The organism is Microbispora sitophila, assembly GCF_014892245.1.
Lineage (GTDB): Bacteria > Actinomycetota > Actinomycetes > Streptosporangiales > Streptosporangiaceae > Microbispora > Microbispora siamensis.
The window spans coordinates 1-21,837 of sequence record NZ_JADBGC010000007.1 but is presented as its reverse complement, the minus strand read 5'-3'; the positions used below and the strand labels follow the sequence as shown (position 1 = coordinate 21,837).

The following is a 21,837-nucleotide window of genomic DNA, read 5'->3' as shown; positions in this document are numbered from 1 at the left end:
GCGGGGCCCTCGCCGCGTGCCGGGACCGTGAACGGGCTCGTTATGGCCTGCCGCGCGCCCGATGGCGCAGAAGGGCGGTGGCGATGGCGACCTGGGCCGGCTGCAGCGCGGTCTCGCCGTCCTCGACGTCCCACAACGCGTTCTGCAGCACGCGGCCCAGCGTCCAGCCGGTCGCCCGGCGCCGGTCCAGACCGAGGGCTTCGGTCAGCAGGTCGAAGCGGCGGAGTACGGCGCGGGTGACGTCACCGGTCGCCACCACCTCGTCCCACCGGTTGTCCAGTGCCGGCAGCAGGTCGAAGCCGGGGTCGCCGGCGAGTGGTTTGGGGTCGATGGCCAGCCAGGGTTCTCGCCCTCCGGCGAGGATGTTGTCGTAGTGCAGGTCCCAGTGCAGCAGGCGGTCACCGGGTTCACCGATCAGTTCGGCCACGGCGGACGCGCAGGTCCGCACCAGTCGTCGATCGGCCGGGTCCACCAGCGAGAGCACGGCGCGTGGCGCCTGGTCGAGCATGGCGGCGGCGATGTCGGCCAGGCGGCGCAGGCCCTCCGGCGCGGGCACCGCGACCAGGCGCTCCAGCAGCCCGGCCAGGATCCGCAGGGCGGCGCTGTCGTCGGCCACCGACGACAGCGGCCGGGTCGCGTCCAGGCGCTCCAGGAGCATGGTGCCGGTGTCCGGGTCGTGGTCGAGCAGGCGTACCGCCCCGTCGCCGTCCCAGACGCGCAGCCCGATCGGTTCAGTGGCGTGCTCCTCGCTGACCGGCTGGAGCTTGAGCGCGGCGGGCGTGCCGTCCGCGCGGGTCACCGGTAGCACGAGCGATGCCATGCCGTGCCGCCCCGGGCCGTCCAACCGCAGCGTCCACCGGTCCAGGAAATCGGTGGCCAGCCTGGGCAGCGCGGCGATCCAGGCGCGACCGGACGCACCGCCGTACTTGCTGTGTGAGGCGGCCAGCGCCTCGGGGACGTCGATGCGAATCGACGCGGGCATGGTGAATGTCTCCTTCGTGAGTTCCGGATTCGATCGCGTGACACGAAGGAGACGATGGCGGTGCCCGGCTTCCGGGCAGGACTCAATGCATAGCCGAAGCCTACCCAAACGCGATCAGCGGCCCGCGTCGTCGCGCGGGATGCGAGGGGGCGGCGACTTCGTCATGGACGAGCGGGTCCGGCGGGTTCGGAGCCGGTCGAGGCGTGAATCCGTAGCTCGGCCGGGTGCACCCGCGTGATGGGCTCGTCGTCGGCCGCGTCCGCCGCCAGGATCTCCGCGAGCAGTTCGGCGGCGCTCGCGCCGTAGGCGCGCGGGCGCAGGTCGACGGCGGTGATCGGCGGGTCGCACATCTCCAGGCTCTGGCTCGCCACGCACGACGCGAGCAGCAACTCCTCACCGACCCGCCGTCCCAGCGACCGCAGCGTGCCGAGCGCGCGCAGGGCGCTGCCGTCCGGGGCGCAGACGAGGGCGTCGAGGTCGGGGCGGGAAGCCATCAGGTCGCGGACGACCGCGTCGAGCGTCTCTGGCGAGGCGTCCACCGCGACACCTCTGGTGGCGGGTTCCACGCCGTGCGCCGAGCACCACCTCTCGTAGGTCTCCTGCAGCGTCAGCGACCAGTCGGTGAGGAAGTCCCCGTCCGGCATGATCAGTCCGGGCATCGTGGAGCCGCGGGAGCCGAGATGTTCGAGGAGCAGGTTGGTCGTCTCCACGTGGTCGGCGCTCAGGACGCCACGCGGCGCGGGACCGGAACCCCGGTGGTAACCCACGGTGACCACCGGAACGCCCCCACCGAGCAGGTCCGCGACGACCGGATCGTCCAGGATCGGGTCCAGGATGATCAGACCGTCCACCCGCAGCCGAGGGGCCTTGATCCCGCTGGAGTCGGGTCCGAGCAGGGTGAGGTCGAGCCCGGCCGCCCGGGCACGCTCGGCGACCCCGAAGGCGAACTCCATGTAGAAACCCGTCCCCATCACCTGGCGCGGCAGGTAGAGGCCGACCGCGCCGACGCGGCTGTTGCGCAGATGGCGGGCGGCCGTGTTGGGGTGATAGCCGAGCCTCGCGGCGACCTCCTCGATCCGGGCCCGGGTCCGCGCCGAGACCCGGCCGGCGCCGGACAGCGCGTCGGAGGCGGTGGTCTTGGAGACCCCGGCGTGGCGGGCCACGTCGACGATCGTCACCGAACGGGCAGGCCCCGGGACGGGCGCGGATGACGCCCCCGGCGCCCCTTCGGACGGCGGCGGCGCGGCCCCCTGCTCGTCGGCGCCCTGCTGCTCGCCGGTGCGCCGCTTCGGGTGCCCCTCGACATTTTTCACGACGTTAACTCCGAGGTCTTGCCGGAACGTTCCGACTGCATTTACTTTAGCGACGCCGGAACGTTCCGGCATCTTCAACGTGGTCCACCTCATCGCACTACGGCACTAAGGACCGCCATGAGCCAAGCCCCCCGTACCCGTCCCCGGCCGCGCGGCCTGTTCGCGGCCCTGCTCATCCTCGACGTCGTCCTGACGCTCTGCCCGCCCGTGTACTGGTTCGTCGGGAACCGCGCGAACCCCGCGCTCTCCCTGCTCTACTTCGTCGGCGGCGGAGCCGTCGTGCTCGCCGGCATCCTGGTCATGTACGCGCTCGACCGCCCGCGCGCGACCACCCCCGGAGGCCGGTCGTGAACATGCTGGTCGGATACGGCGCGATCGCCCTGCTGCTCCTGCTGATCGTGGTCGTCCTCGAACGCTCCAAGCGGGCGAACCACGACTTCAGCGACTACGCGGTCGCCGGACGCTCCTTCGGCTCCTGGTATCAGACCATGTCGTTCCTGAACACATGGCTGCCCGGATCGATCTTCATCTCCTTCACCGGCCTGGCCGCAGGCTCCGGGGTGCTCGGCTTCTACTACCTGCCCTATTCGCTGCTCGCCGTGGTGCTGATGTTCTTCATGGCCCAGCGCGTACACGACTGGGGGCGCCGCTTCGACCTGCGTACCCAGGCGGACTTCCTCGGCCTGCGCTTCGGCTCCCGCCACGTGCGGACCGTCGCCGCCGTCATCGGCATCGTCGCGTCGTTCCCCTGGCTGGTCCTGGGGCTGCAGTCGCTCGGCCTGGTGTTCTCGTACCTGTCCTTCGGACGGGTGTCGGCGAACGCCGCCATCCTGATCGGCATCGGCTTCCTCGCGCTGCGCCAGATCTGGACGGTCCGCATGGGAATGCGCGGCGTCGTGGTCAGCGACATGGTCCAGGGCCTGGTGGCGTACGTGCTGGGGTTGTGCGTCATCCTCGGGCTGCTGGTGTGGCTGCTCACGAACGGGCACACCCTGGACAAGCTCCCCGGCACGTTCTTCTCGCTGCCCGGACCCGGCAGCGAGACCGGCCCGCTCTACCTGATGTCGATCGTGCTGACCGGCGCGCTCGGCGGCTGGTGCTGGCCGGACATCTTCGTACGGCTGTTCACGGCGCGCAGCGCGGCGGTCATCAAGCGGTCGGCGGTGCAGATCGCGCCCTACGTCCTCGTCTTCGCCACGGCGCTGAGCCTGCTGGGCATGCTGGCCTCGACGGTCCCCGGCGTCTCGGCCGCGCCCGACCACGTCTGGTTCATCACGGCGGGCGTCGGCGGCACGGTGCTCGTGGCCCTGGCCGGGGTCATCGTCCTGGCCGCCACCATGGGCAACGTCGACGCCAACATGCAGGCCTGTGGCGCGCTGATCAGCAACGACGTGCTGCCCCGCCGGGCTGACGGCCGCCCCGACGACGGGCGGGAGACCACCGCGGCCAAGACCGCCGTGATCGTGCTGACCGTGCTCGCCGCGGCCGCCGCCGCCGCGACCTCGAACAGCCAGGGCCTGGCCAGCCTCGCGATCATCTCCTACCAGGGCATCTGCCAGCTCGCACCGGCGCTCTTCCTCGGCATCTTCTGGAGGCGAGGCACCGCGGCCGGGGCGATCGCGGCCATGCTGACCGGGTTCGCCGTCGCCGCGGTGCTCCAGGCGGTGTACGAAACCTCGATTCCCTGGCTCGGCGGACTGACCTCCGGCGTGGCCGGTCTGATCGTCAACACCGCCGTCTACGTCGGTCTCGCGTTCCTCGGGCCGCGCTCGCAGGCCGAGGAGGCCCGGATCGCCGCCCTCTTCGACGACGTCGCCGGCGTGACCCGGGCCGAAACCCTACCCACTCAGTGAGGAGCCTGGAATCCATGACCACCGGATACGTCTGGCACGAGCGCTACGCCTGGCACGACACGGGCACGCACGCCGGGTTGCTGCCCGCGGGCGGGGCCGTCCAGCCATTCCGGAACTTCGAGAGCCCGGAGTCCAAGACCCGGTTCGCCGGGCTCGTCGAGGTCTCCGGGTTGCTCGACCACCTGCTGCGCGTCCCGGCGCGACCCGCCACGGAAGAGGACCTGCTGCGCGTGCACAGTCCCGCGCACGTGGCACGCATCCGGGCCCTCAGCGAAGCGGGCGGCGGTGACGCGGGTGACGGACAGTCCCCCTTCGGGCCGGGCTCGTACGAGATCGCCCGGCTGGCGGCGGGCGGGACGATCGCGGCGACCGAGGCGGTGCTGACGGGGGCGGCGGACAACGCGTACGCGCTGGTCCGCCCCCCGGGACACCACGCGGAGCGCGACCGAGGGATGGGCTACTGCCTGTTCGCCAACATCGCGGTCGCCGTGGAGTGGGCGCGCGCCAACCACGGGGTGCGCCGGGTCGCGGTCGTCGACTACGACGTGCACCACGGCAACGGGACGCAGTCGGCGTTCTACGAGGACCCCGGCGTGCTGACCGTCTCCATTCACCAGGAACACCTGTTCCCGCAGCACAGCGGCACGTTCGCGGAGACCGGCACGGGAGCGGGCGCGGGGACGGCGCTCAACATCCCCCTTCCGGCCGGATGCGGCAACGGCGCCTACATCGAGGCGTTCCGCCGCGTGGTGGTGCCCGCCGTACGGGCGTTCGCGCCCGAACTCATCATGGTGGCGAGCGGGTTCGACGCCTCCGCGGCGGACCCGCTGGGGCGGATGACCGTGACGGCCGCCGGATACCGCGCGCTGACCCGGCAGTTGATGGACGTCGCCGAGGAGGTCTGCGAGGGCCGCCTCGTCATGTCCCACGAGGGCGGCTACTCCCCGGTGTACGTTCCGTTCTGCGGCCTGGCGGTGCTGGAGACCCTGTCGGGACACGAGACCGGCGTCGGAGACCCCTTCGACGAGGTGTGGGCCTCCTCTCCGCAGCACCCGCTCACCTCATGGCAGGACGACGTGCTGAAGAAGGCCGAACAGCTCGCCCACGGCCTTGGCCTGCTCGCCGGCGGGCCTACGCCGGGGCGTACGTGAGGCAGTCGGCCTCGTCCTGGGAGTAGCCGATGTCGATGCCGGGCGCCTGGCATTCCAGCGCCACGTTGTGCTGACAGTCGGACATCTTGCAGGCGCCCACCCGGCCCACGGTCTCCTGGTCGCCTCCCTGCGTGGGCGCGGTGAAGAACGTGTCGCAATGCGCGTGTGACGCGTCCCCGACCGTGATGGCGGTGGCGTGGCACATGCGGTCGCGGTTGTACGCGCACGAGGTGGCCTCGCAATGGTTGACTACGGGCATCTCCATGAGCGGCTGTTCCCCCCTGACGATCGTGGCTTTCGTCCTGGCTCATACCGCCTTCGACCAGGTCGGCAATCTCCGCCGCGGTCCCAGACTCCGCCAAAAACGCTTCCCTGATCCGAGGTTGTGAAAGCACGGAACGCTCATCGCCACCGGCAGCGCCGGCTACGTCGCCGGTGCAGGCCAAGGCCGCCAAGCGGCTGCTGAAAGGCGCCGCCGCAAGGAGGCGCGGTTCGCCGCGAACACCCACCACGCCGTCGCCAAGCAGATCGTGACCGAGGCAGAACACACCGGACGGGGCATCGCCCTGGAAGACGCGGCCCGCAACATCGCCGCGCGCGGTGTCGCGGGCCGGCAGTGAGTCACGCTGCCGACGACGCGGCCTGAACCGTCGAATCCACCGATGGCGAGGAGCCGCAAGCTCGGTCGTTTACGGCCGAGAAGCTGACTGCAGCAGCTCCTCGGCCGCGGCGAGGAGCTTCAGGGCGGTCGGGTCGGCGGCCCCGCCGCCTCGCGGCACCCGGTCGGAGATCCGCTGCAGCAGCACGTGGACGTCGTCGCCGCCCGGCGCGGCCGGGAGCGCCGCCTCGGCCCGCCGCAGCCGCAGCAGAAGCTCCAGGCCGTACGCGGCCTGGGCGGCGAGCATCGCGAGGAGGTCCACGTCGGCGAGGTCCCCCCGCCAGGTGGCGGACCTGTCGAGCACCTCCAGCACACCGATGCAGCTCTCCTGCCGGATCACCGGCGCCGCCATGATGCTGCGGGGGACATACCCGGTGGACTCGGCGGCGTCGTGGGCGAACTGCGGCACCGCCGCCACCTCGTCGGCGATCATCGGCTGGCCGCTCGCCGCGACCCAGCCCGCGATGCCCGTGCCGGCCGGGAAGCGCGTGCCGACCAGGTGCTGCTCCCCCTCGCCCGACACGGCCTCGAAGACCAGCTCGCCGGTCTCATGGTCCACCAGGAAGACCGACGCCGCGGCCGAGGCGAACACGTGCCTGGCGACCTCGACGGTGGACTGCAGCAGCTTGCGCTCGGTGATCTCGCTGTCGGAGCGCCGTTCATGCACGGACATGCGTGCCTCCCTTGGATGCGACGACGTTGCTGGCGGCCAGGTAGAGCACAGACTTGAGCTGGAAGGGAGTCATCCACCGGTGCCTGCTCAGGATGAGCGCGCAGATCCCGGTGATGTGCGGCGCGGCGAAGCTGTTGCCGGTGCTGCGTATCTCCCTGCCGCGGCGCCAGGCCACCGGGACCCGGACGCCCCGGGCGAGGAACTCGGCCGGCGGCGCCGGGTTGTAGTAGTAGGTCATCGGGTCGGGTTCGTCGTGGCTGGCCACCGAGATGACCGAGGAGAAGGTCCAGGGGAAGCTGACGACCGGCATGTTATGGGCCGAGGCCACCAGCAGGCAGCGCCGGAAGTACGCCCGGTCGGCCAGCTCGTGCAGCTCGGGCAGATACTGGCTTCGGGTCGTGGACAGGCTGAGGTTGACGAGGTCGAACCCCTCCTCGACGGCCCAGCGCAGCCCGGCCAGGAGGGCGGCGCCGCTGCCGGAGCGCCCGTCGGTCAGCACCCGCACCGAGGTCAGCGAGACGGCCGGGGCGATCGAGCGGATCACGCCGGCGCATGCGGTGCCGTGCCCCACGGGGTCCTCCGGGTCGCAGTCGGCGACCGTCAGGTCGTCACCGTCGGCGGCGACCACCAGCGACCGCTCCAGGCCGCCGACCCGCGGGTGACCGGCGTCCACGCCGGTATCGAGCACGCAGACGCGCACGTCCGCCCCGTCGGCGCGGCCCGCACCGCCGTCACCCGTGCCGCCCCCACCCGCACCGTCACCACCCGTGCCGTCACCACCCGTGCCGTCATCACCCGCGCTGCCATCACCCGCGCCGTCCCCACCCCAGGCCCACTCCCTGGTGACGTCCTCCAGGCGGCTCACGCCGAACTCCTCCGGGGCCAGCCGGGAGGTCGCCAGGCTCCAGGCCGGCACACCGGGGAAGTGCTCACGCCGCTCCCGGCGCCATGGGGGCTGCGTCACAGTCGCCTCTCCTCCTCGATCCACCGGCGTACGCGCCGGGCGGGCAGCTCCGCTCCCTTGTCCGCGTAGTCGCGCAGCGCTCGGGCCGCGGCCCGCGCCGCGGCGGCGGTGCGCCCGGCCGCGCGGTGCACCTCCGCCAGGTCGGCCAGCACGTCCCCGCGCAGGCAGGGGTCGTCGGTGCGGGCCAGCAGCTCCTCCGCGAGAGCGGCGACGGCGCCCGCCGCGCCGTGGTCGCCGTCGAGGGACGCGACCCGGGCGCTCAGCGCGAGAAGGGTCAGCTCGCCGCGGGCCTGCAGCCGTCCGCCCGCGGCCCGCACCCGGTGCAGCTCCCTGGCGGCCTCGGGGTGGCGCCCCTGCCGGAGCAGCTCGCGCGCCGCGTAGAGCTCCAGCGTCCTGGCCGGCTCGGACTGGCCCGCCCGGTGCAGGTCCGCCGCCGCCCTGCGGAACAGCGCCTCCGCCTCGGCGTGCCGGTCGACGAGCGACTCCACCAGCCCGCGCACCTGGAGGACCGCGGTCGCCGCGAGGTCGAGATGAAGGTCGCCGGCGTGCCGCTCGGCCTTGTCGAGGACGGCCCTGGCGGCGGTGACGTAGCCCGCCAGCGCGAGCAGCCGCGCCTCGGTGACCAGGACCGGCAGGAGCATCGCCCGGTCGGCGCGGAACCTGGCCGACACCCCGACGCACAGGCTCAGCCCCTCGGCCAGCGGCGTGGGGGACCACTGCGCCAGCTCACAGAGCCCGCTGAGCAGGCGGTTCTCCTCATATCTGTCGCCGAGGGAACGGGCCCGGGCCAGGGCGTCGCGCAGCGCCGCCTCCGCCGCCCCGAACCGGCCCTCGCCGATGCGCACCAGCGCCTCCAGATGGTGGAAACGGCACCAGCCGAGGTCGTCGCCGGGGTCGGCGGCCAGCAGGTCGCGGAACGGCTCGGCCGACGCGGGCCGGGTGCCGAAGCGCACCGCCAGCGTCTCGCGCTGGATGGCGCAGATGAGCCGGCCCCGCCGGTCGTCCGGCAGCATCCGCTCGGCCACGTCCAGCGCGTCGTACGGCCGGTCGGCCTCGCCGCGGGCCAGCCCGGCGTCGCAGATGCGCACCGCCAGCACCCGGTGCTCGGCGTGGCCGACCGGCAGCAGGTCGCGTCCCCGCTCCAGCAGGGCGATGGCGGCGGGCAGGTCCTTGCGGTGCAGCGCCTGGGTGCCCTCGCCGACGAGGGCGCGGGCGGCCCGCTCGGTGAGCGCAGGCAGCAGCGGGTCGTCCGGCCGCACCTCGCGCTTGAGCAGGCAGGCGGTCTCCAGATGGTGGGCCAGGTCGCCGTGCGAGCTCTCCTCACCGGCACGGGACGAGAGGGCGGCGCGGGACGGGACGGCAGCGCCGGCCTGGTCGGCGATCCGGTCGGCGATCCGGTCGGCGAGGGCCAGGTGCCAGGTGGCCCGCAGGTCCTTGCGGGTCATGGCGTAGACCGTGTCCCGGGTCAGCGTCTGCGCGAAGTGGAACGAGCCCGGCGCCTCCCCGCGCCGGACCATGCGCGTGCGGATGAGGCGTCCGAGCAGCTCGTCGACGTCGAGCCGGGCCTGCGGCTCGGCCGCGCAGAGCACGCCGAGCTGCTCGCGGGTGAAGACGTGGCCGATCGTCGCGGCGCGTTCGAGCACGTCGCGCTCCCCCTCGTCGAGCCGGTCCAGGCGCGCGCCGAGCAGCGCCTGGATCGTGGGCGGAAGCGGGGCGTCCTCTCCCTCCTCGGCCAGCGTCTCCAGCAGCAGCTCGGCGAACAGCGGGTTGCCGTCGGAGCTCCGCGCGACCCGCAGGCACAGGGCCGGGCCCGCGGCCATGTCGTGGGCGACCACCTCGGCCTCCGGCAGCCGGTGCGCGGCCAGCTCGGCGACCAGCCGTTCCATGTGCGCCGTGTCGAGCGCCCCCAGCTCGAACGCGACGGCACGGCCCCTGTCGTCCCCCCAGGCGGGCCGTGCCTCCAGCAGCTCGGGCCTGGCCACCCGTACGACCAGGACGGGCACGTCGGCGAGCCACGCCGCGAGATCGTCGATCAGGTCGAGCAGGGTCGGCTCGGCCCAGTGCAGGTCCTCCCAGACCGCCACCAGCGGGCCGCGCCGGGCCAGCGCCTCGAACAGCGCGCGCACCGCCCGCGAGATCTCCTCGACGCCCGCGTCCTCCCCGGCGCGCGGCGCGCGCGAGGCGTCGGCCGTCGCCAGCCCGCGCAGGGTGGAGCGGCTCGACGCCTCCAGCGCCGGCTGGATGTGCCGCCAGTCGTCGCCGAGCGACTCGACCATCTCCACGATGGGGCGATAGGTGATCCCCACGCCGTAGGAGCGGCACCTGCCGGTGATCACGGTGACCTCGGCGGGCAGCTCGTGGACGAAGTCGCGCACGAGCCGGGACTTGCCGATGCCCGGCACGCCGAGCACGGTCACCACCCGGCACCGGCGGTCCCGCACCGCCTCGCGGTAGGCCGCGCGGAGCCGCCCGATCTCGTCGGCGCGGCCGATGAGCGGGACCTGGTCGTCGTCCTGGCCGGTGTCCGGCTCCAGGGAGGTCACCCGCCAGGCCCGTACGGGGTGGCTCTTGCCCTTCAGCGTGAGCGGCGGCACGGGCTCGAGCCGCGCCTGGGCGCGGACCATGCGCGCGACCTCGTCCCCGACGAGGATCTCGCCGACGCCCGCGACGGACTGCAGGCGGGCGGCCGTGTTGACGGTGTCGCCGATGACGCGCAGGTCGGTTCCCGGAGTGGCGATGACCACCGCCTCCCCGGCGCTCACGCCGCAGTGCACGTCGAGCCGGATGCCGTGCGTGGGGGCCAGGCCGTCGCTCAGCTCCCGCACCCGCTGCAGCGCGGCGTGCGCGGCGCGGACCGCCCGGAGCGCGTCGTCCTCGCGGGACGCGGGGATGCCGAAGGCGGCCATGATCGCATCCCCGATGTACTTCTCCACCACCCCGCCGTGCTCCTTGATGCCGGAGGTGCACGCCTGGTAGTAGCGGTCGAGTACGTCCCGGAGGAGCTCGGGGTCGAGCCGTTCGGCGAGCTCCGTCGAGCCGACCAGGTCGATGAACACGACGACGACGTTCCGGCGCGCAGGCCGGGCCGCCCCTGCGCTCATACGAGTTTCAGTTCCTGTCCCTCGACCTCGCCGGCCGCCGCGTCCAGGCGGGTCTTGATCGAGTTGAGCAGTTCGACCTCCGGCCTGCTCAGCTCGGCGAACACCTGCCGCTGCCGCTCGTTGAGCAGGTCCACCGGGTGGCCCGCCTCACGCAGGGCCGTCAACGGGTCGAACGGCGCCGGCCCGCCCTGAACCTCGCGGCTGTTCATGGGCCACCTCCTGGTCGTGCGGGGACCTGTCGGCCACAGTGGTACGCCGCCAACGGTAAGGACGGAGGGTTCAGGGCCAGTATGGCGACGCCATGCCGTCGCCATACTGGCCCCGATCAGGCTGGCCCGGCCGCGCATACCGGCCCCATACCGCGTTCCTACTGGGCCCCAACCACCGGTTGGGACGCTCCGGACATGAGCGAGCGAAGCGAGCGAAGCGGTAAGCACAGTGCGAGCGAAGTGAGCGAATCGGTAAGCACAGTGCGATTCGCTCATGCGACCCCGAGCCGTCAGGCGAGGGGGTGGCATGAGCGAGCGAAGCGAGCGGTTCGGCAAGCACAGTGAGCTGCCGCCGCTGCGCCGTAACTCCCGGTTCCAGATGCTCTGGATGGGCGCGGCGGCATCGGAGCTGGGGACCACGCTCACCTGGGTGGCCTTCCCGCTGCTGATCCTGGCCGTCACCGGCTCCGCCGCGCTGGCCGGGCTGGTCGGCGCCTGCCGGATCACGGCCAATCTCCTGTTCTCCTTGCCCGCGGGGGCGTGGGTGGACCGGTGGGACCGGCGCCGCATCCTGATCGGCGCGGAGGTCGTCCGGTGTCTCGCCCTGGCCGCGCTCGCCGTCGCCGTTCTCGCCGGCCGGGTGGCGCTGTGGCAGATCGTGGCGGTCGCGGTGGTGACCGGCGCGGCCGACTCCTTCTTCGGCCCGGCCAGGGCCGCCGCGATCCGCGCCGTCGTGGCTCCCGGGCAGCTCCCCGAGGCGTACGCCCAGGAGGAGGCGCGCGGGCACGCGGCCTCCCTCGCCGGGCCGCCGCTCGGCGGTTTCCTGTTCGGCCTGGGCCGGGCCCTCCCGTTCGCCGTGGACGCACTCAGCTACCTGGTCTCGCTGGTGTGCGTCGTGCACGCGCGGGTGCCGCGCCGGCCGGCGGAGGCGGCGGAGCGGCGCGAGACCGGGATGCGGGCCGACCTCATGGAGGCGGCGGGCTGGCTGTGGCGCCACCGCGGCCTGCGGGCCGGGCTGGCGTTCGCCCTGGTCGCCAACCTCGTCGCGAACGCGCTGCTGCTGCCCGTCATCGTCATGGTGGAGGCGCGCGGCGGCGATTCGGCCGCGACCGGCGTCGTGCTGGCCGGGCTGGGCCTCGGCGGTCTGCTCGGCGCGACCCTGTCGGCCAGGATCGGACGCCTGCTGCCGCCGGGCACGCTCATGCTGGGCGTGGTCGGGTTCTTCGCGCTGGCCGTCTGCGCGACCGCCCTGCCGTTCGGGCCGTACTGGCCGGTGGTCCCGCTCTTCCTCGCGATGGTCGCGGCGCCGGCGCTCAACGTGGTCCTGCGCGTCCTGCTCGCCAGGCTCGTCCCCGACGCGATGACGGGCCGGGTGGTCTCCCTGTTCACCATGGCCACCATGGGCCTGACCCCGGCCGGGCCGCTGCTCGGCGGCCTGCTGGCGGAGTACGTCGGCGGTGCGGGTGCGCTGGTGGCCGTGGGCGGTCTGCTCGCGGCGGCCTGCGCGCTGGCCTCGATCAGCCCCGCGCTGCGCGGCCTCGACGTGCCGGCTCCCGCCGGCACCGAGGCGCCCTCAGCGGTTCCCGGCCCGGCCGAGCTCGGCCGCGAACCGGTGGGCGAGCGGTGACATCGCGTACGACAACGAGTGGGCGACCACCTCGGCGTCGGTCTCGATCTGCGGAATCGACAGGACGCCGGCCTCCAACAGGGACTCGACGACCCGCTCGCCCGGCCCTTCGGTGCCGTCCAGCGCCGCGACGAGTTCCTCGTGCCCGAAGACCGGGCCGTCGAGCGTGCCCAGGGCGAGGAACGCGGCGCGGTGCGGCCACGACGGGTGGGCGTAGAACTCCTCGAACCGCCGGCGCAGCGACACGTCCCCCGCGACGAACTCGTCCAGCACGTTCTCGGTTCGCTCGAGCCGCTCCGCCAGCAGGCCGAGCGGCAGGTGCCGCAGCCCGGCGAGGCGGCACCCGAGCAGGCGCAGGACCAGGGGTGACAGCCCGCAGCTACGGAAGATCCGCAGGACGGCGGGCAGGTCCCCGGCCACCCGGTCGCGGCCGATCGACCGGCTCAGGAACTCCACGCCCTCCCTCGAGGACAGGTCCTCCAGACCGATCCTGGCCACCGACTCCAGCCCGCTGAGCCTGCTCCGGCTCGTCACCAGGACCCTGCTCGACGTGGTGCCGGGAAGCAGCATGCGGACGCTCGACTCGTCCGGCGAGTCGTCGAGGACAAGCAGGACCTTCCGGTCGGCGAGCCACGACCGCCAGACGGAGGCCAGCACGTCGTCCTCGCGCACGCCGGCGACCTCCAGCCCGACGCCCTCCAGGATCTCCCGCTGGACGTCCGCGGCCGGCCTGGGGACGCCGTGACGCCGCAGCGGGATCACCACGGCGCCGTCCGGGTAGCGGGGGGCGAGCATGTGCGCGACGTGCACGGCGAGGGCGGTCTTGCCGGCGCCGAGGTCGCCCGTGATCACCGTGACGGCCGCGGGCTCGTCCAGGATGCGCCGCACCTCCGCCTCCCGGCCCACGAAGTCGTCGATGTCGCGGGGCAGCCGGTTGGCCAGGGTGCGTACGGGCCGGGGGCGGGCGCCGCCGGCGAGGCCGGGGAGCCGCGCGGGCGGGGGCCCGTCGCCGCGGAGGACGGCCTGGTAGAGCTGCCTGATCATAGGGCTGGGATCGATGCCCATCTCGGCGGCGAGGTGCCGGCGCAGGCCCTCGAAGTGCGCCAGGGCCTCGGCGGCCCGCCCGCACCGCGACAGCGCGGTCATCCTGGCCGCGGCGACGCGCTCACGGGCGGGATACCGCGCGGCGACGACGTCGAGGGAGCCCAGGGCCTCGACGTGGCGGCCCAGCTCGATCTCCAGCTCGACCCAGTCCTCGTAGATCGACAGGAAGAGCTCGGTGAAGCGGCCCACCTCGGCGGCCACGAGCGGGACATGGCAGAACTCCTCGAGCGGCCGTTCCCGCCACATGTGGACGGCGTCGCCCAGCAGCGCGGCGGCGTTGGCGAGGTCTCCGCTCCGGACGGCGGCCCGCCCCGACCTGCCCAGTTCCAGGAAGCGCAGCAGGTCGAGCTCCTCGCGATCGGCGCTGATGCGGTAGCCCCACCCCTGGAAGCTGATCCGGTCGCCCACGATCTTGCGGAGCGCGGACATGTAGACCTGCAGGTTCTTGCGTGCCGTACGCGGCGGGGTCTCGCCCCACAGTGAGTCGATCAGCTGGTCCGACGGGATGACCGCGTTCGCGTGGCACAGCAGTATCGCCAGGAGGAGCCGTTGTTTCGGAGCGCCGATGACGGCCCTGCGGCCCGCGACGCGGACCTCCAGCGAACCGAGTACAGAACAGTGCAGTCGCGGCGAGCTCACGTCACCCATGGCGCTTTCCTTGGTCCGGGTCCGCGCGGCGACCTCGGTCACCGGCGGGAGCCGCGTGTCCGGGTGCCCAGCAGGAGGAAGTCGACGAGTTCGAGCGGCGATGGAGGTCCGGCGTTCCCCAGGGCCGCCAGGTGGAGCGTCCTGATCGCGAGCGCGGCGGCCGTGGAGACCGCGCGTCCCCCGGCTTTCGCCTCGAACCAGCGCCAGTCGCCGTCGGCGTTGACCTCGAGGAACACCACCTCGCCCGCGCTGAGCAGCAGGTCGAAGGCGCCGTAGGTCAACCCCCACAGGCTCGCGAGCCTGCGTACGGTGTCGGTGACCGCGGGCGGGGCGGCGACCGGCGTGACCGTCACCTCGGCCTCCTCCCGCCACGGCGAGTCGGGGGCGCGCTTGCCGACGGCGTACGCGTGCACGGCCCCGGCGACGTGGTAGACCCGCAGCTCGGCGTCGTGCTCGACGTGTTCCTGCACGATGACCGGGTAGTCGAGGGCGGGCCGGCGCAGAACCTCCGTACGTGCCCCGATCTCGGGAAACACCCCGGTCAGGAGGCCGGGTGAGGTCTCGACGAAGTGCTCCCCGACGACCTTGACCACGACCCTGGGGCCCGGCATCGCGGCGGCGGCCTCCGCCGGGGCGGTGGTGACGACCGTCCGGGGGACGCGGATCCCGGCCGCTGCCGCCCCGGCGAGCTGCTCCAGGCGGCCGGGACGGTTGCCGGGCAGGCTCGCCGGCGCGAGCGAGCAGAGCTGGCGGACGAACGCGTGCCAGGACTCGGCCCGCAGGAGGGTCTGTGCGGCGCTCGCCGACGCGGGCATGGCCCGGGGGGAGAAGTGCCGCGCCCAGACGACGGTCGGAGCGATGCGGCGGCCGCCCAGGTCGAGCACGCCACACGGCCTCCCTCCGATCGCCCCGTCGTGCCCGGCCCCGCAGGTCACCGCGGTGGACAGCCGCAGCGCGGCCACGCTCTCGGCGTCGACGCGTACGCTCGGCACGCCGAGGTGGTGCAGGGTGTCCTGGAGGACGGCGAACTCGGCGCAGCCCGCACGGTCGGCCAGCACGACGCAGGGTGCGGCGTCCGTGGCCGGCCCGGTCTCCGGGAGCCGCCACGACACCGAGCCCGGCGATCCACGCAGGTCGAGGGTGAGATGAGGGCCGCACGACCGGCCGGGTCCGGCCTGGCCAGGGACGCCGGTGGCGCTCAACAAGGCGTGACCGCAGCCGTGCGCGGTCCGAATCCGTCATTTCGCGCCGGTGATACTTCCACCAGCATCGTTTTCGTGATCACGCCCATATCCCACAAGTCAACGGTGGACCCGGTTTGCTGTCAATAGAACCTAATATGGTTAGTCGATAGATTTATTGTGATATGTGCGAGTTGCGTGTCTAGGCAGGTCACCCTCTATTTATGTGCGGAAAGCGGCGACTTCCGGAAGCCCTTTCTGCTGTTCTGTCCCCGGCGCGCAATTTGTGGTCGGCAGCAATTCCTGAATAGGGGCACATCGCTGATGATCGAGAATTGTCCGGCCCGCGACGGACGCGGCGCCCGGTGGCCGTTCCGGTGCGGCACCTAAACTGGGATGCGCTCGTGCGGGATCCGCTCCCTCCGCGACCGTAGTGCGGACCTGCGGACAGGCCGGGCGGCAGGCCGGGTGGCGAGGATGAGGAGGACGGCGTGAGCCGGCGCGTACGCGGCGATCGGGAAGAGGCGGATCTGCCGGTCGACCCCGACGTGGACCTCCGCCACGAACGGGACCTGTTCCGCCGGCCGGCGGCCCCCGCCCGCCGCCGGACCTGGGACATTCTCGCGGTGATCGCCTTCGGCGGCGGAGCCGGCGCCGTGGCCAGATATCTGGTCGGCCGGGCGTTCCCCGCCTCGCCCACCGGATTCCCCTGGGGGACGTTCCTCGCCAACGTCACCGGCTGCTTCGCGCTCGGGGTCCTGATGGTCTTCGTCCTGGACGTCTGGCCGCCGCGCCGCTACGTCCGTCCGTTCCTCGGGGTCGGCTTCCTCGGCGGATTCACGACGTTCTCCACCTTCACGACGGAGATCGTGGACAGGTCGTGGCACGGCGCGTGGCCGGTGGCCGGTGCGTACGCCGCGGGCAGCCTGGTCGCCGGACTGGTCGCGGTCTGGTGCGGCATCGTCCTCGCCCGCGCCCTGGCGGGCCTCCCCGTACGCCGAGGCGGGAGGAGGGGCGAATGAGACTGCACGGCCCCGCGCAGAGACTGACGATCTTGATAGGCGAGAGCGACCAGTATCGGCACCGGCCGCTGTACACCGAGATCGTCCATCGGGCGCGCACGATGGGCCTGGCCGGGGCGAGCGTGTTCCGGGGCATCGAGGGCTTCGGTGCCTCCTCGCGCATCCACACCAGCCGCCTGCTGTCGCTCAGCGAGGACCTGCCCATCGCCGTCGTCATCGTGGACGTCCCGGAGAGGATCAGCGCGTTCGTGGCGGAACTGGACGAACTGGTGACCGAGGGCCTGGTGATCGTCGATCCCGTGGAGGTCTACCGCTACGTGGGGCGTGAGCCGGGGCGGGCGGAGTCGTGACCCTGCTGCTCATCTTCCTCGGCGGCGTCGTCGGCGCTCCCGCCCGGTATCTGGCCGACCGGCTGGTGCAGCGCCTGCACGACAGCGTGTTCCCCTGGGGCACGCTGGCGGTCAACGTGTCCGGGTCGCTCGTGCTCGGGCTGCTGCTCGGCGCCCGGGACGACCTCGGGCTGCCCGCCGCGCTGGTCACCCTGCTCGGCACCGGCTTCTGCGGCGCGTTCACGACGTTCAGCACGTTCGGATTCGAGACCGTACGGCTGCTGGAGGAGGGCTCGGTCCTGGAGGCCGGGCTCAACGCGCTCGGCAGTCTGGTCCTCGGCCTCCTCGCCGCCGCCGCCGGATTCGCGCTGGCCGCCCTCCTCGCCTGAAACCATCATGACCGCCCCACCGGTGCCGGTGGAGCGGTCGTGACGGCGTGCGGCTCAGTGGTGCCCGTGGCCGTTGTGCTTCTGGGTCCAGGGACCGATGATCGCGAAGACGTAGCCGGGGGTCTGGATGTTGGCGAACAGGATGCGGCCGTCGTCGCTGAACGTCGGGCCGGTGAACTCGCTGTCGTTGAGCTCGTTGCGGGCCATCGGGTAGGGCGTGCCCTTGTCGGTCACGCCGACCAGGTGCGACAGGCCCTCGCCGTCCTCGGCGAGGATGACGCCGCCGTACGGCGAGACGGTGATGTTGTCCGGCCCGTCGTAGTTGGTGTCCTGCTCCGGGTCGGGGTTGACGCCGAAGATCGTCTTGAGCGTGACGGTCTCCGACTCGGGGTCGTAGAACCAGACCTGGCCGTCGTGCTCGTTGACGCTGCCGTCGTCGTGCCGGGCGTAGCTGGCGACGAAGTACGCGCCGCCGTCGCCCCACCAGGCGCCCTCCAGCTTGCGGCTGCGGGTGATCTGGTCGTCGGTGAACTGCTTGCGCACCGAGGTCGTCTTGGCGTCCCGGTCCGGCACGTCGACCCACTCGACCTTGTAACGGGTGCCCGGCTGGGTCGCCTCGGACAGGTCGGCGATGTGCCTGCTGCCCTTGCGGCACCGCATGGCCTGCAGCTTCCCTGCGGTGTCGCCGCCGGGGCCGAGGGCGAGCGCACGCAGGGCGCCCTTGCGGCCGTGGAAGCCGTGGGGCGGGGTCCAGCGGAAGTAGAGGCCGTGCGGGCCGCTCGCGTCCTCGGTCAGGTAGATCTCCGAGTTGCGCGGGTTGACCGCGACGGCCTCGTGGGAGTAGCGGCCGAGGAACTTCAGCGGCACCGGGTTCTTGTTGGCCTCGCGGTCGAACGGGTCCACCTCGAAGACGTACCCGTGGTCCTTCTGGAAGGCGCCGCCGGCCCGCTGCTCGGTCTCCTCGCAGGTCAACCAGGTGTTCCACGGCGTGATGCCGCCCGCGCAGTTGTTGTGCGTGCCGGCCACGCTGACGTACTCGCGGATCCGGTTGCCGTTCCTGTCGACCTCGATGGTCGTCGTGCCGCCCTTGGCGCCCGGGTCGTAGGTGAGTCCGGGCAGGGCGGGCACGCCGTAGGGCTCGCCGCCGCCGATCTCGTGGTTGTTCACCAGCACCCAGCCGTCACGGCCGCGGAAGCAGCCGGTGCCGTCGGCGTCGCTGGGGGTCGGCTCGCCCGACTCCAGCACCGTCTTGCCGGCCTGAGCGACGACCTTGTAGGAGAAGCCCGCGGGCAGGGCGAGCAGACCGGCGGGGTCGGCGACGACCGGGCCGTACCCGGTCGTCTTACCGGCCCCCGCCTGGGCGGCCTGGGCGGCGGCGGGGCCGGCGATGGCCTCGATGCTGCCCGCGATGGCGATGCCGAGGCCACCGGCGGCGGCCGAGCGCATGAGGTCGCGGCGGGAGAGGGAGGAACTCACAGACGTACCTTTCGGTGCATACGGCAGGCCCTGTGATCCCATTTCCTCGTCCTGAACCCCTCCTTCCGTGAAACGGACGTGGGGGTGAACACCCGACAACGATCTCAGGACGGGATATCCCGCTTGCGCGTCACTTCGCCAGGAACGCGAGGAGCGCGTCGGTGACCTCCTGGGCGTGGGTCCACAGCAGGCCGTGCGGGGCGCCCTCGATCTCGACGTACTCGGCCTGGGGGAGCGCCCGGTGGAACGGGCGGCCGGTGGACTCGATGGGCAGGATGCGGTCGGCGGTGCCGTGCACGATGAGCGTGGGGATGTCGATCTTGGGGATGTCGGCCCGGAAGTCCGTCGTCCAGGTGGGGACGGCGGCGGACGAGGCATACCACGAGGCGCCTGCGGCGGTGTTCCAGTTGGCCCGGACGACCTCTTCGCTGAGACGGGTGCCGAGGTTCTCGTCGGTGTTGTAGAAGGCGTTGTAAAAGTCGGTGAAGTAGGCGTAGCGGTCCTTGGTGACGGCCTCGAGGATGCCCTCGAACACGCTGCCGTCCACGCCCTCCGGGTTGTCCTCCGTCTTGAGCAGGAACGGCTCGAGAGAGGCGAGGAAGGCGGCCTTGGCCACCCGCGCCGAGCCGTACGTGCCGAGGTAGCGGCCGACCTCGCCGGTGCCCATGGAGAAGCCGACGAGGATCACGTCGCGCAGGTCGAGGGTCTCCAGTAGCGTGTTCAGGTCGGCGGCGAAGGTGTCGTAGTCGTAGCCGACGGTGGGCTGGCTCGACTGGCCGAAGCCGCGGCGGTCGTAGGTGATGACGCGGTAGCCGGCGCTGAGCAGGGCGGGGATCTGCTTCTCCCACGAGTGGCCGTCCAGCGGGTAGCCGTGGATGAGCACGATGGGCTGCCCGCTGCCGTGGTCCTCGTAATAGAGGTTGATGTCGGTGCTGTTCTCCTGGCCGACGGTGATGTACGCCATGACGCGCTCCTTCTGATCTCCAGTGCGGGACCCGGCCTTGCAACCGGTTTCCTCCTACGCGCTAGAGACTAGGGGACAATTAAGTTGTGCGCAAGGTAATTGCCCTTGCCGTACCTCACTCGGGGCCTCCTGCCGATAAGGTCACGGTTGTGCGGATCGTCGAGGGTGCACGTTGACCGGCCTGCGGTTCGCGCGTGGACTCCCGGGTTTGACCCCGCGCTCAGCGGGTGACACCTTCCCGATTCAGCGATGCGGTCGGTGCGGAAAGGCGGTGGCCGGTTGCGAAAAATCGGCTGGGCGGTGATCGCGCTCTTCCTGGCCGCGTTCGCGGTCTTCGAGAGCGTCAAGTACGGCTTGCCGACCACCGTCGCCACGCTCGTGTTCTTCGCGCTGGCCGACCTGGCGCGGCTCGCCGGGGTTCGTCCGCCTGGCGTGCTCTACCAGGCCGTCCACCGCGTATGGATCCCGCTCGTGGTGCTGGTCGCCTACAGCTTCGGCCCGATCGTGTGGCCGCCGCTGTTCACCGCCGCCCTTGGCTGGCTCACCCGCATCGCCCTTGAACGAGCGCTCGGGCGGGGATTTTCGCGTAGCGCGGCGGGGGTGCCGGCTGGGCGGTGAGGGCGCCCTCAGCTCCGCCGGTTCGCGTAGGCGGTGACGTTGGCGGTCAGGCGGCGCAGCGTGGCGAGGGTGCGGGTGAACTCCTCGGGGTCGAGCGCCATCGCGTCGCCGACCGCGGTGAAGATGTCGTCGCTGCGTTCCCGCAGCCCGGCGCCCTTCTCGGTCAGCGTGATCTGCACTGTACGCTCGTCGTCGGCGCGGCGCTCCCGGCGCAGCAGGCCGTTGGCCTCCAGGCGCTTGAGCAGTGGCGTCATCGTGCCGTAGTCGAGGTGGAGCGCGGCGCCGAGTTCCTTGACCGTGACGCCCTCCGCGGGGCCGTCCCACAAGACCAGCAGGACCAGGAACTGCGGGTAGGTGAGACCCATCTCGTCGAGCAGGGGCCGATAGAGGCCGGTGACGGCGCGGGAGGCGGCGTAGAGCGCGAAGCACATCTTGTCGTCGAGTATGCGGGGAAGCCGCTGCTCACTCGTGGTGCTGGTCATCCTTCCACTTTAGGATCCTGACCCGCCATCCGCACGTGAACGGTCCAATCGTGCACGAGGTTTTTCCGGGTGGCGTGACCCGGCGCCGGCCGGGTCACGCCCGCCCCGTCAGCGGCAACGGCGCAGCACCACGGGCTTGCCGCAGCTCATGGTCCCCGCGCCCGTGCCGACGCCGGCCTTCGCGTTCAGGTCGAGGTCGACGTCCAGGCCGAGGGTGACGCCGAGGCTGACGCCCAGATCGAGGCCCGCGTCGACCTTCGCGCCGAGATCCAGGGCGGCGGCCGAGGGCGTGGCGGCCTTCGGCGTGTCACACCCACAGTCCGCGTACGCGGGCGCGGTGGCGAGCAGCCCCGCACAGGTCAGGGCGGCCAGGGACAGAAGGCGGAAAGGGCGGTGCATGAAGATTCCTCATCTCGGATGTAACTAATCGTGTTTGATCGTTACTCTTCGTATCCGTGTCCAGGTTGTGACAAACTCAGGCCGCTCCCGGCGAAGCACCAAAAGCGCGGCGAGAACCGACGGCGAAGCGGCCATTGCCCGCCGTGAATTCCGGACGTACCTTCGATCACGTGGCCGTCATCCACAGGGAACGTGTGGCGTGGGAGAGCGCCAGGGTGTTCGTCGCGGCCGCGACGGGCGACACCTACTGGTGGCTCGGTGAGAGGCTCGGACGCCATCTTGGGCAGACGTACGAAGATGCCCTGACCCGCACCCGGATGCGCCTGCAGCGAGGAGAGGTCCGGCCCGCGCGGGGCCCTCACGAGGACGCGCTGTCCGCCGAGGTCGGCGCCTGGCGTGCGCGAATCGAGGACGTTCTGACGGAGCGTCCGGAACTCGCGGAGGTCCTGCGGCAGGTGACCGAGGAGACCGGTCGCCGTCTGCGCCGCTGACGCCCACCGACCGGGCACTCGCATACTGAGGCCGGGCCTTCCACAGGCTGTGGACGACCCGGCCGCGGAATCCGTCAGCGGAAGCGGCGGAGCCTGAGGCTGTTGCTGACGACGAAGACGCTGGAGAACGCCATCGCCGCCCCGGCGATCATGGGGTTGAGCAGTCCCGCGGCGGCCAGCGGCAGGGCCGCGACGTTGTAGGC

At 72.2% G+C, this 21,837-nt stretch carries 22 protein-coding genes; 9 read left to right on the top strand and 13 right to left on the bottom strand.

Going from position 1 to position 21,837, the window contains the following annotated elements; all coding sequences use genetic code 11:
- Positions 1-40 precede the first annotated feature (40 nt).
- Together IL992_RS14115 and IL992_RS14110 are read right to left on the bottom strand one after the other, a co-directional pair.
- Entirely contained in the window at positions 41-982 is a 942-nt protein-coding gene (locus IL992_RS14115) for an aminoglycoside phosphotransferase family protein (protein ID WP_193203822.1), read from the bottom strand.
- Between the two features lie 161 nt (positions 983-1,143).
- Complete coding sequence (locus tag IL992_RS14110) at positions 1,144-2,295, bottom strand: LacI family DNA-binding transcriptional regulator (protein WP_193203821.1); 1,152 nt, start codon at positions 2,293-2,295, stop codon at positions 1,144-1,146.
- Positions 2,296-2,412: 117 nt separating this feature from the next.
- Here IL992_RS14110 and IL992_RS14105 point away from each other — a divergent pair, with 117 nt between their 5' ends.
- From IL992_RS14105 to IL992_RS14095, 3 genes are read left to right on the top strand one after another with little or no spacing between them, the layout of a single operon-like run.
- Positions 2,413-2,646, top strand: coding sequence for a hypothetical protein (locus tag IL992_RS14105; RefSeq protein WP_193203820.1), 234 nt, complete (start codon positions 2,413-2,415; stop codon positions 2,644-2,646).
- A gap of 2 nt (positions 2,647-2,648) precedes the next feature.
- Positions 2,649-4,148, top strand: a complete 1,500-nt coding sequence (locus IL992_RS14100; protein ID WP_193204094.1) for a sodium:solute symporter family protein — start codon at positions 2,649-2,651, stop codon at positions 4,146-4,148.
- Positions 4,149-4,162: 14 nt separating this feature from the next.
- Positions 4,163-5,299 carry a class II histone deacetylase gene (locus IL992_RS14095; RefSeq protein ID WP_193203819.1) on the top strand — a complete coding sequence of 379 codons (1,137 nt, stop codon included), beginning with the start codon at positions 4,163-4,165 and terminating at the stop codon, positions 5,297-5,299.
- Here IL992_RS14095 and IL992_RS14090 read toward each other — a convergent pair.
- The 5 genes from IL992_RS14090 to IL992_RS14070 form a co-directional block, all read right to left on the bottom strand.
- Positions 5,280-5,564 carry a DUF1540 domain-containing protein gene (locus IL992_RS14090; RefSeq protein ID WP_193203818.1) on the bottom strand — a complete coding sequence of 95 codons (285 nt, stop codon included), beginning with the start codon at positions 5,562-5,564 and terminating at the stop codon, positions 5,280-5,282. The genes IL992_RS14095 and IL992_RS14090 overlap by 20 nt on opposite strands.
- Positions 5,565-5,988: 424 nt before the next feature.
- The gene (locus IL992_RS14085; protein WP_193203817.1) at positions 5,989-6,630 is read right to left on the bottom strand and encodes a GAF domain-containing protein; all 642 of its coding nucleotides are present in this window, start codon (positions 6,628-6,630) and stop codon (positions 5,989-5,991) included.
- Complete coding sequence (locus IL992_RS14080; RefSeq protein ID WP_193203816.1) at positions 6,617-7,594, bottom strand: S8 family serine peptidase; 978 nt, start codon at positions 7,592-7,594, stop codon at positions 6,617-6,619. The genes IL992_RS14085 and IL992_RS14080 overlap by 14 nt, the downstream gene beginning before the upstream one ends.
- The gene (locus IL992_RS14075) at positions 7,591-10,695 is read right to left on the bottom strand and encodes an AAA family ATPase (RefSeq protein ID WP_193203815.1); all 3,105 of its coding nucleotides are present in this window, start codon (positions 10,693-10,695) and stop codon (positions 7,591-7,593) included. Before IL992_RS14075 ends, IL992_RS14080 begins: the two co-directional genes overlap by 4 nt.
- Complete coding sequence (locus tag IL992_RS14070) at positions 10,692-10,904, bottom strand: aroma-sacti cluster domain-containing protein (RefSeq protein ID WP_036409041.1); 213 nt, start codon at positions 10,902-10,904, stop codon at positions 10,692-10,694. The genes IL992_RS14075 and IL992_RS14070 overlap by 4 nt, the downstream gene beginning before the upstream one ends.
- 307 nt (positions 10,905-11,211) lie before the next feature.
- On the opposite strand from IL992_RS14070, the gene IL992_RS14065 reads away from it, so the two are divergent.
- Entirely contained in the window at positions 11,212-12,531 is a 1,320-nt protein-coding gene (locus IL992_RS14065; RefSeq protein WP_193203814.1) for an MFS transporter, read from the top strand.
- Here the strand turns inward: IL992_RS14065 and IL992_RS14060 are convergent.
- Both IL992_RS14060 and IL992_RS14055 read right to left on the bottom strand, forming a co-directional pair.
- A complete protein-coding gene (locus IL992_RS14060; RefSeq protein WP_193203813.1) occupies positions 12,478-14,283 on the bottom strand; it encodes an AfsR/SARP family transcriptional regulator in 1,806 nt (601 codons plus the stop codon). The genes IL992_RS14065 and IL992_RS14060 overlap by 54 nt on opposite strands.
- 38 nt (positions 14,284-14,321) lie before the next feature.
- Positions 14,322-15,488, bottom strand: a complete 1,167-nt coding sequence (locus IL992_RS14055; RefSeq protein WP_193203812.1) for an ATP-grasp domain-containing protein — start codon at positions 15,486-15,488, stop codon at positions 14,322-14,324.
- Positions 15,489-15,955: 467 nt separating this feature from the next.
- Between IL992_RS14055 and crcB (IL992_RS14050) the strand changes: the two genes are divergently transcribed.
- The 3 genes from crcB (IL992_RS14050) to crcB (IL992_RS14040) are packed head-to-tail and all read left to right on the top strand — an operon-like array spanning position 15,956 to position 17,204.
- A complete protein-coding gene (crcB, locus tag IL992_RS14050; RefSeq protein WP_193203811.1) occupies positions 15,956-16,486 on the top strand; it encodes a fluoride efflux transporter CrcB in 531 nt (176 codons plus the stop codon).
- Complete coding sequence (locus IL992_RS14045; protein WP_193203810.1) at positions 16,483-16,836, top strand: DUF190 domain-containing protein; 354 nt, start codon at positions 16,483-16,485, stop codon at positions 16,834-16,836. The genes crcB (IL992_RS14050) and IL992_RS14045 overlap by 4 nt, the downstream gene beginning before the upstream one ends.
- Positions 16,833-17,204 carry a fluoride efflux transporter CrcB gene (crcB, locus tag IL992_RS14040; protein WP_193203809.1) on the top strand — a complete coding sequence of 124 codons (372 nt, stop codon included), beginning with the start codon at positions 16,833-16,835 and terminating at the stop codon, positions 17,202-17,204. Before IL992_RS14045 ends, crcB (IL992_RS14040) begins: the two co-directional genes overlap by 4 nt.
- A gap of 54 nt (positions 17,205-17,258) precedes the next feature.
- Here crcB (IL992_RS14040) and IL992_RS14035 read toward each other — a convergent pair whose 3' ends face one another.
- A complete protein-coding gene (locus IL992_RS14035; RefSeq protein ID WP_319018536.1) occupies positions 17,259-18,680 on the bottom strand; it encodes an alkaline phosphatase PhoX in 1,422 nt (473 codons plus the stop codon).
- A 130-nt stretch (positions 18,681-18,810) separates the two neighbouring features.
- On the bottom strand, positions 18,811-19,644 hold the full coding sequence (locus tag IL992_RS14030) for an alpha/beta fold hydrolase (protein WP_193203807.1): 834 nt from the start codon (positions 19,642-19,644) through the stop codon (positions 18,811-18,813).
- Positions 19,645-19,923: 279 nt separating this feature from the next.
- Here IL992_RS14030 and IL992_RS14025 point away from each other — a divergent pair, with 279 nt between their 5' ends.
- Positions 19,924-20,262, top strand: coding sequence for a DUF4260 family protein (locus tag IL992_RS14025; RefSeq protein ID WP_226872950.1), 339 nt, complete (start codon positions 19,924-19,926; stop codon positions 20,260-20,262).
- Between the two features lie 8 nt (positions 20,263-20,270).
- Here the strand turns inward: IL992_RS14025 and IL992_RS14020 are convergent, their stop codons facing one another.
- Positions 20,271-20,744: a MarR family winged helix-turn-helix transcriptional regulator gene (locus IL992_RS14020; protein WP_193203805.1), complete on the bottom strand. Its 474-nt coding sequence runs from the start codon at positions 20,742-20,744 to the stop codon at positions 20,271-20,273.
- A gap of 108 nt (positions 20,745-20,852) precedes the next feature.
- Positions 20,853-21,143: a hypothetical protein gene (locus tag IL992_RS14015; protein WP_193203804.1), complete on the bottom strand. Its 291-nt coding sequence runs from the start codon at positions 21,141-21,143 to the stop codon at positions 20,853-20,855.
- A 170-nt stretch (positions 21,144-21,313) separates the two neighbouring features.
- Here IL992_RS14015 and IL992_RS14010 point away from each other — a divergent pair, with 170 nt between their 5' ends.
- A complete protein-coding gene (locus tag IL992_RS14010) occupies positions 21,314-21,634 on the top strand; it encodes a hypothetical protein (protein ID WP_193203803.1) in 321 nt (106 codons plus the stop codon).
- Positions 21,635-21,837 lie beyond the last annotated feature (203 nt).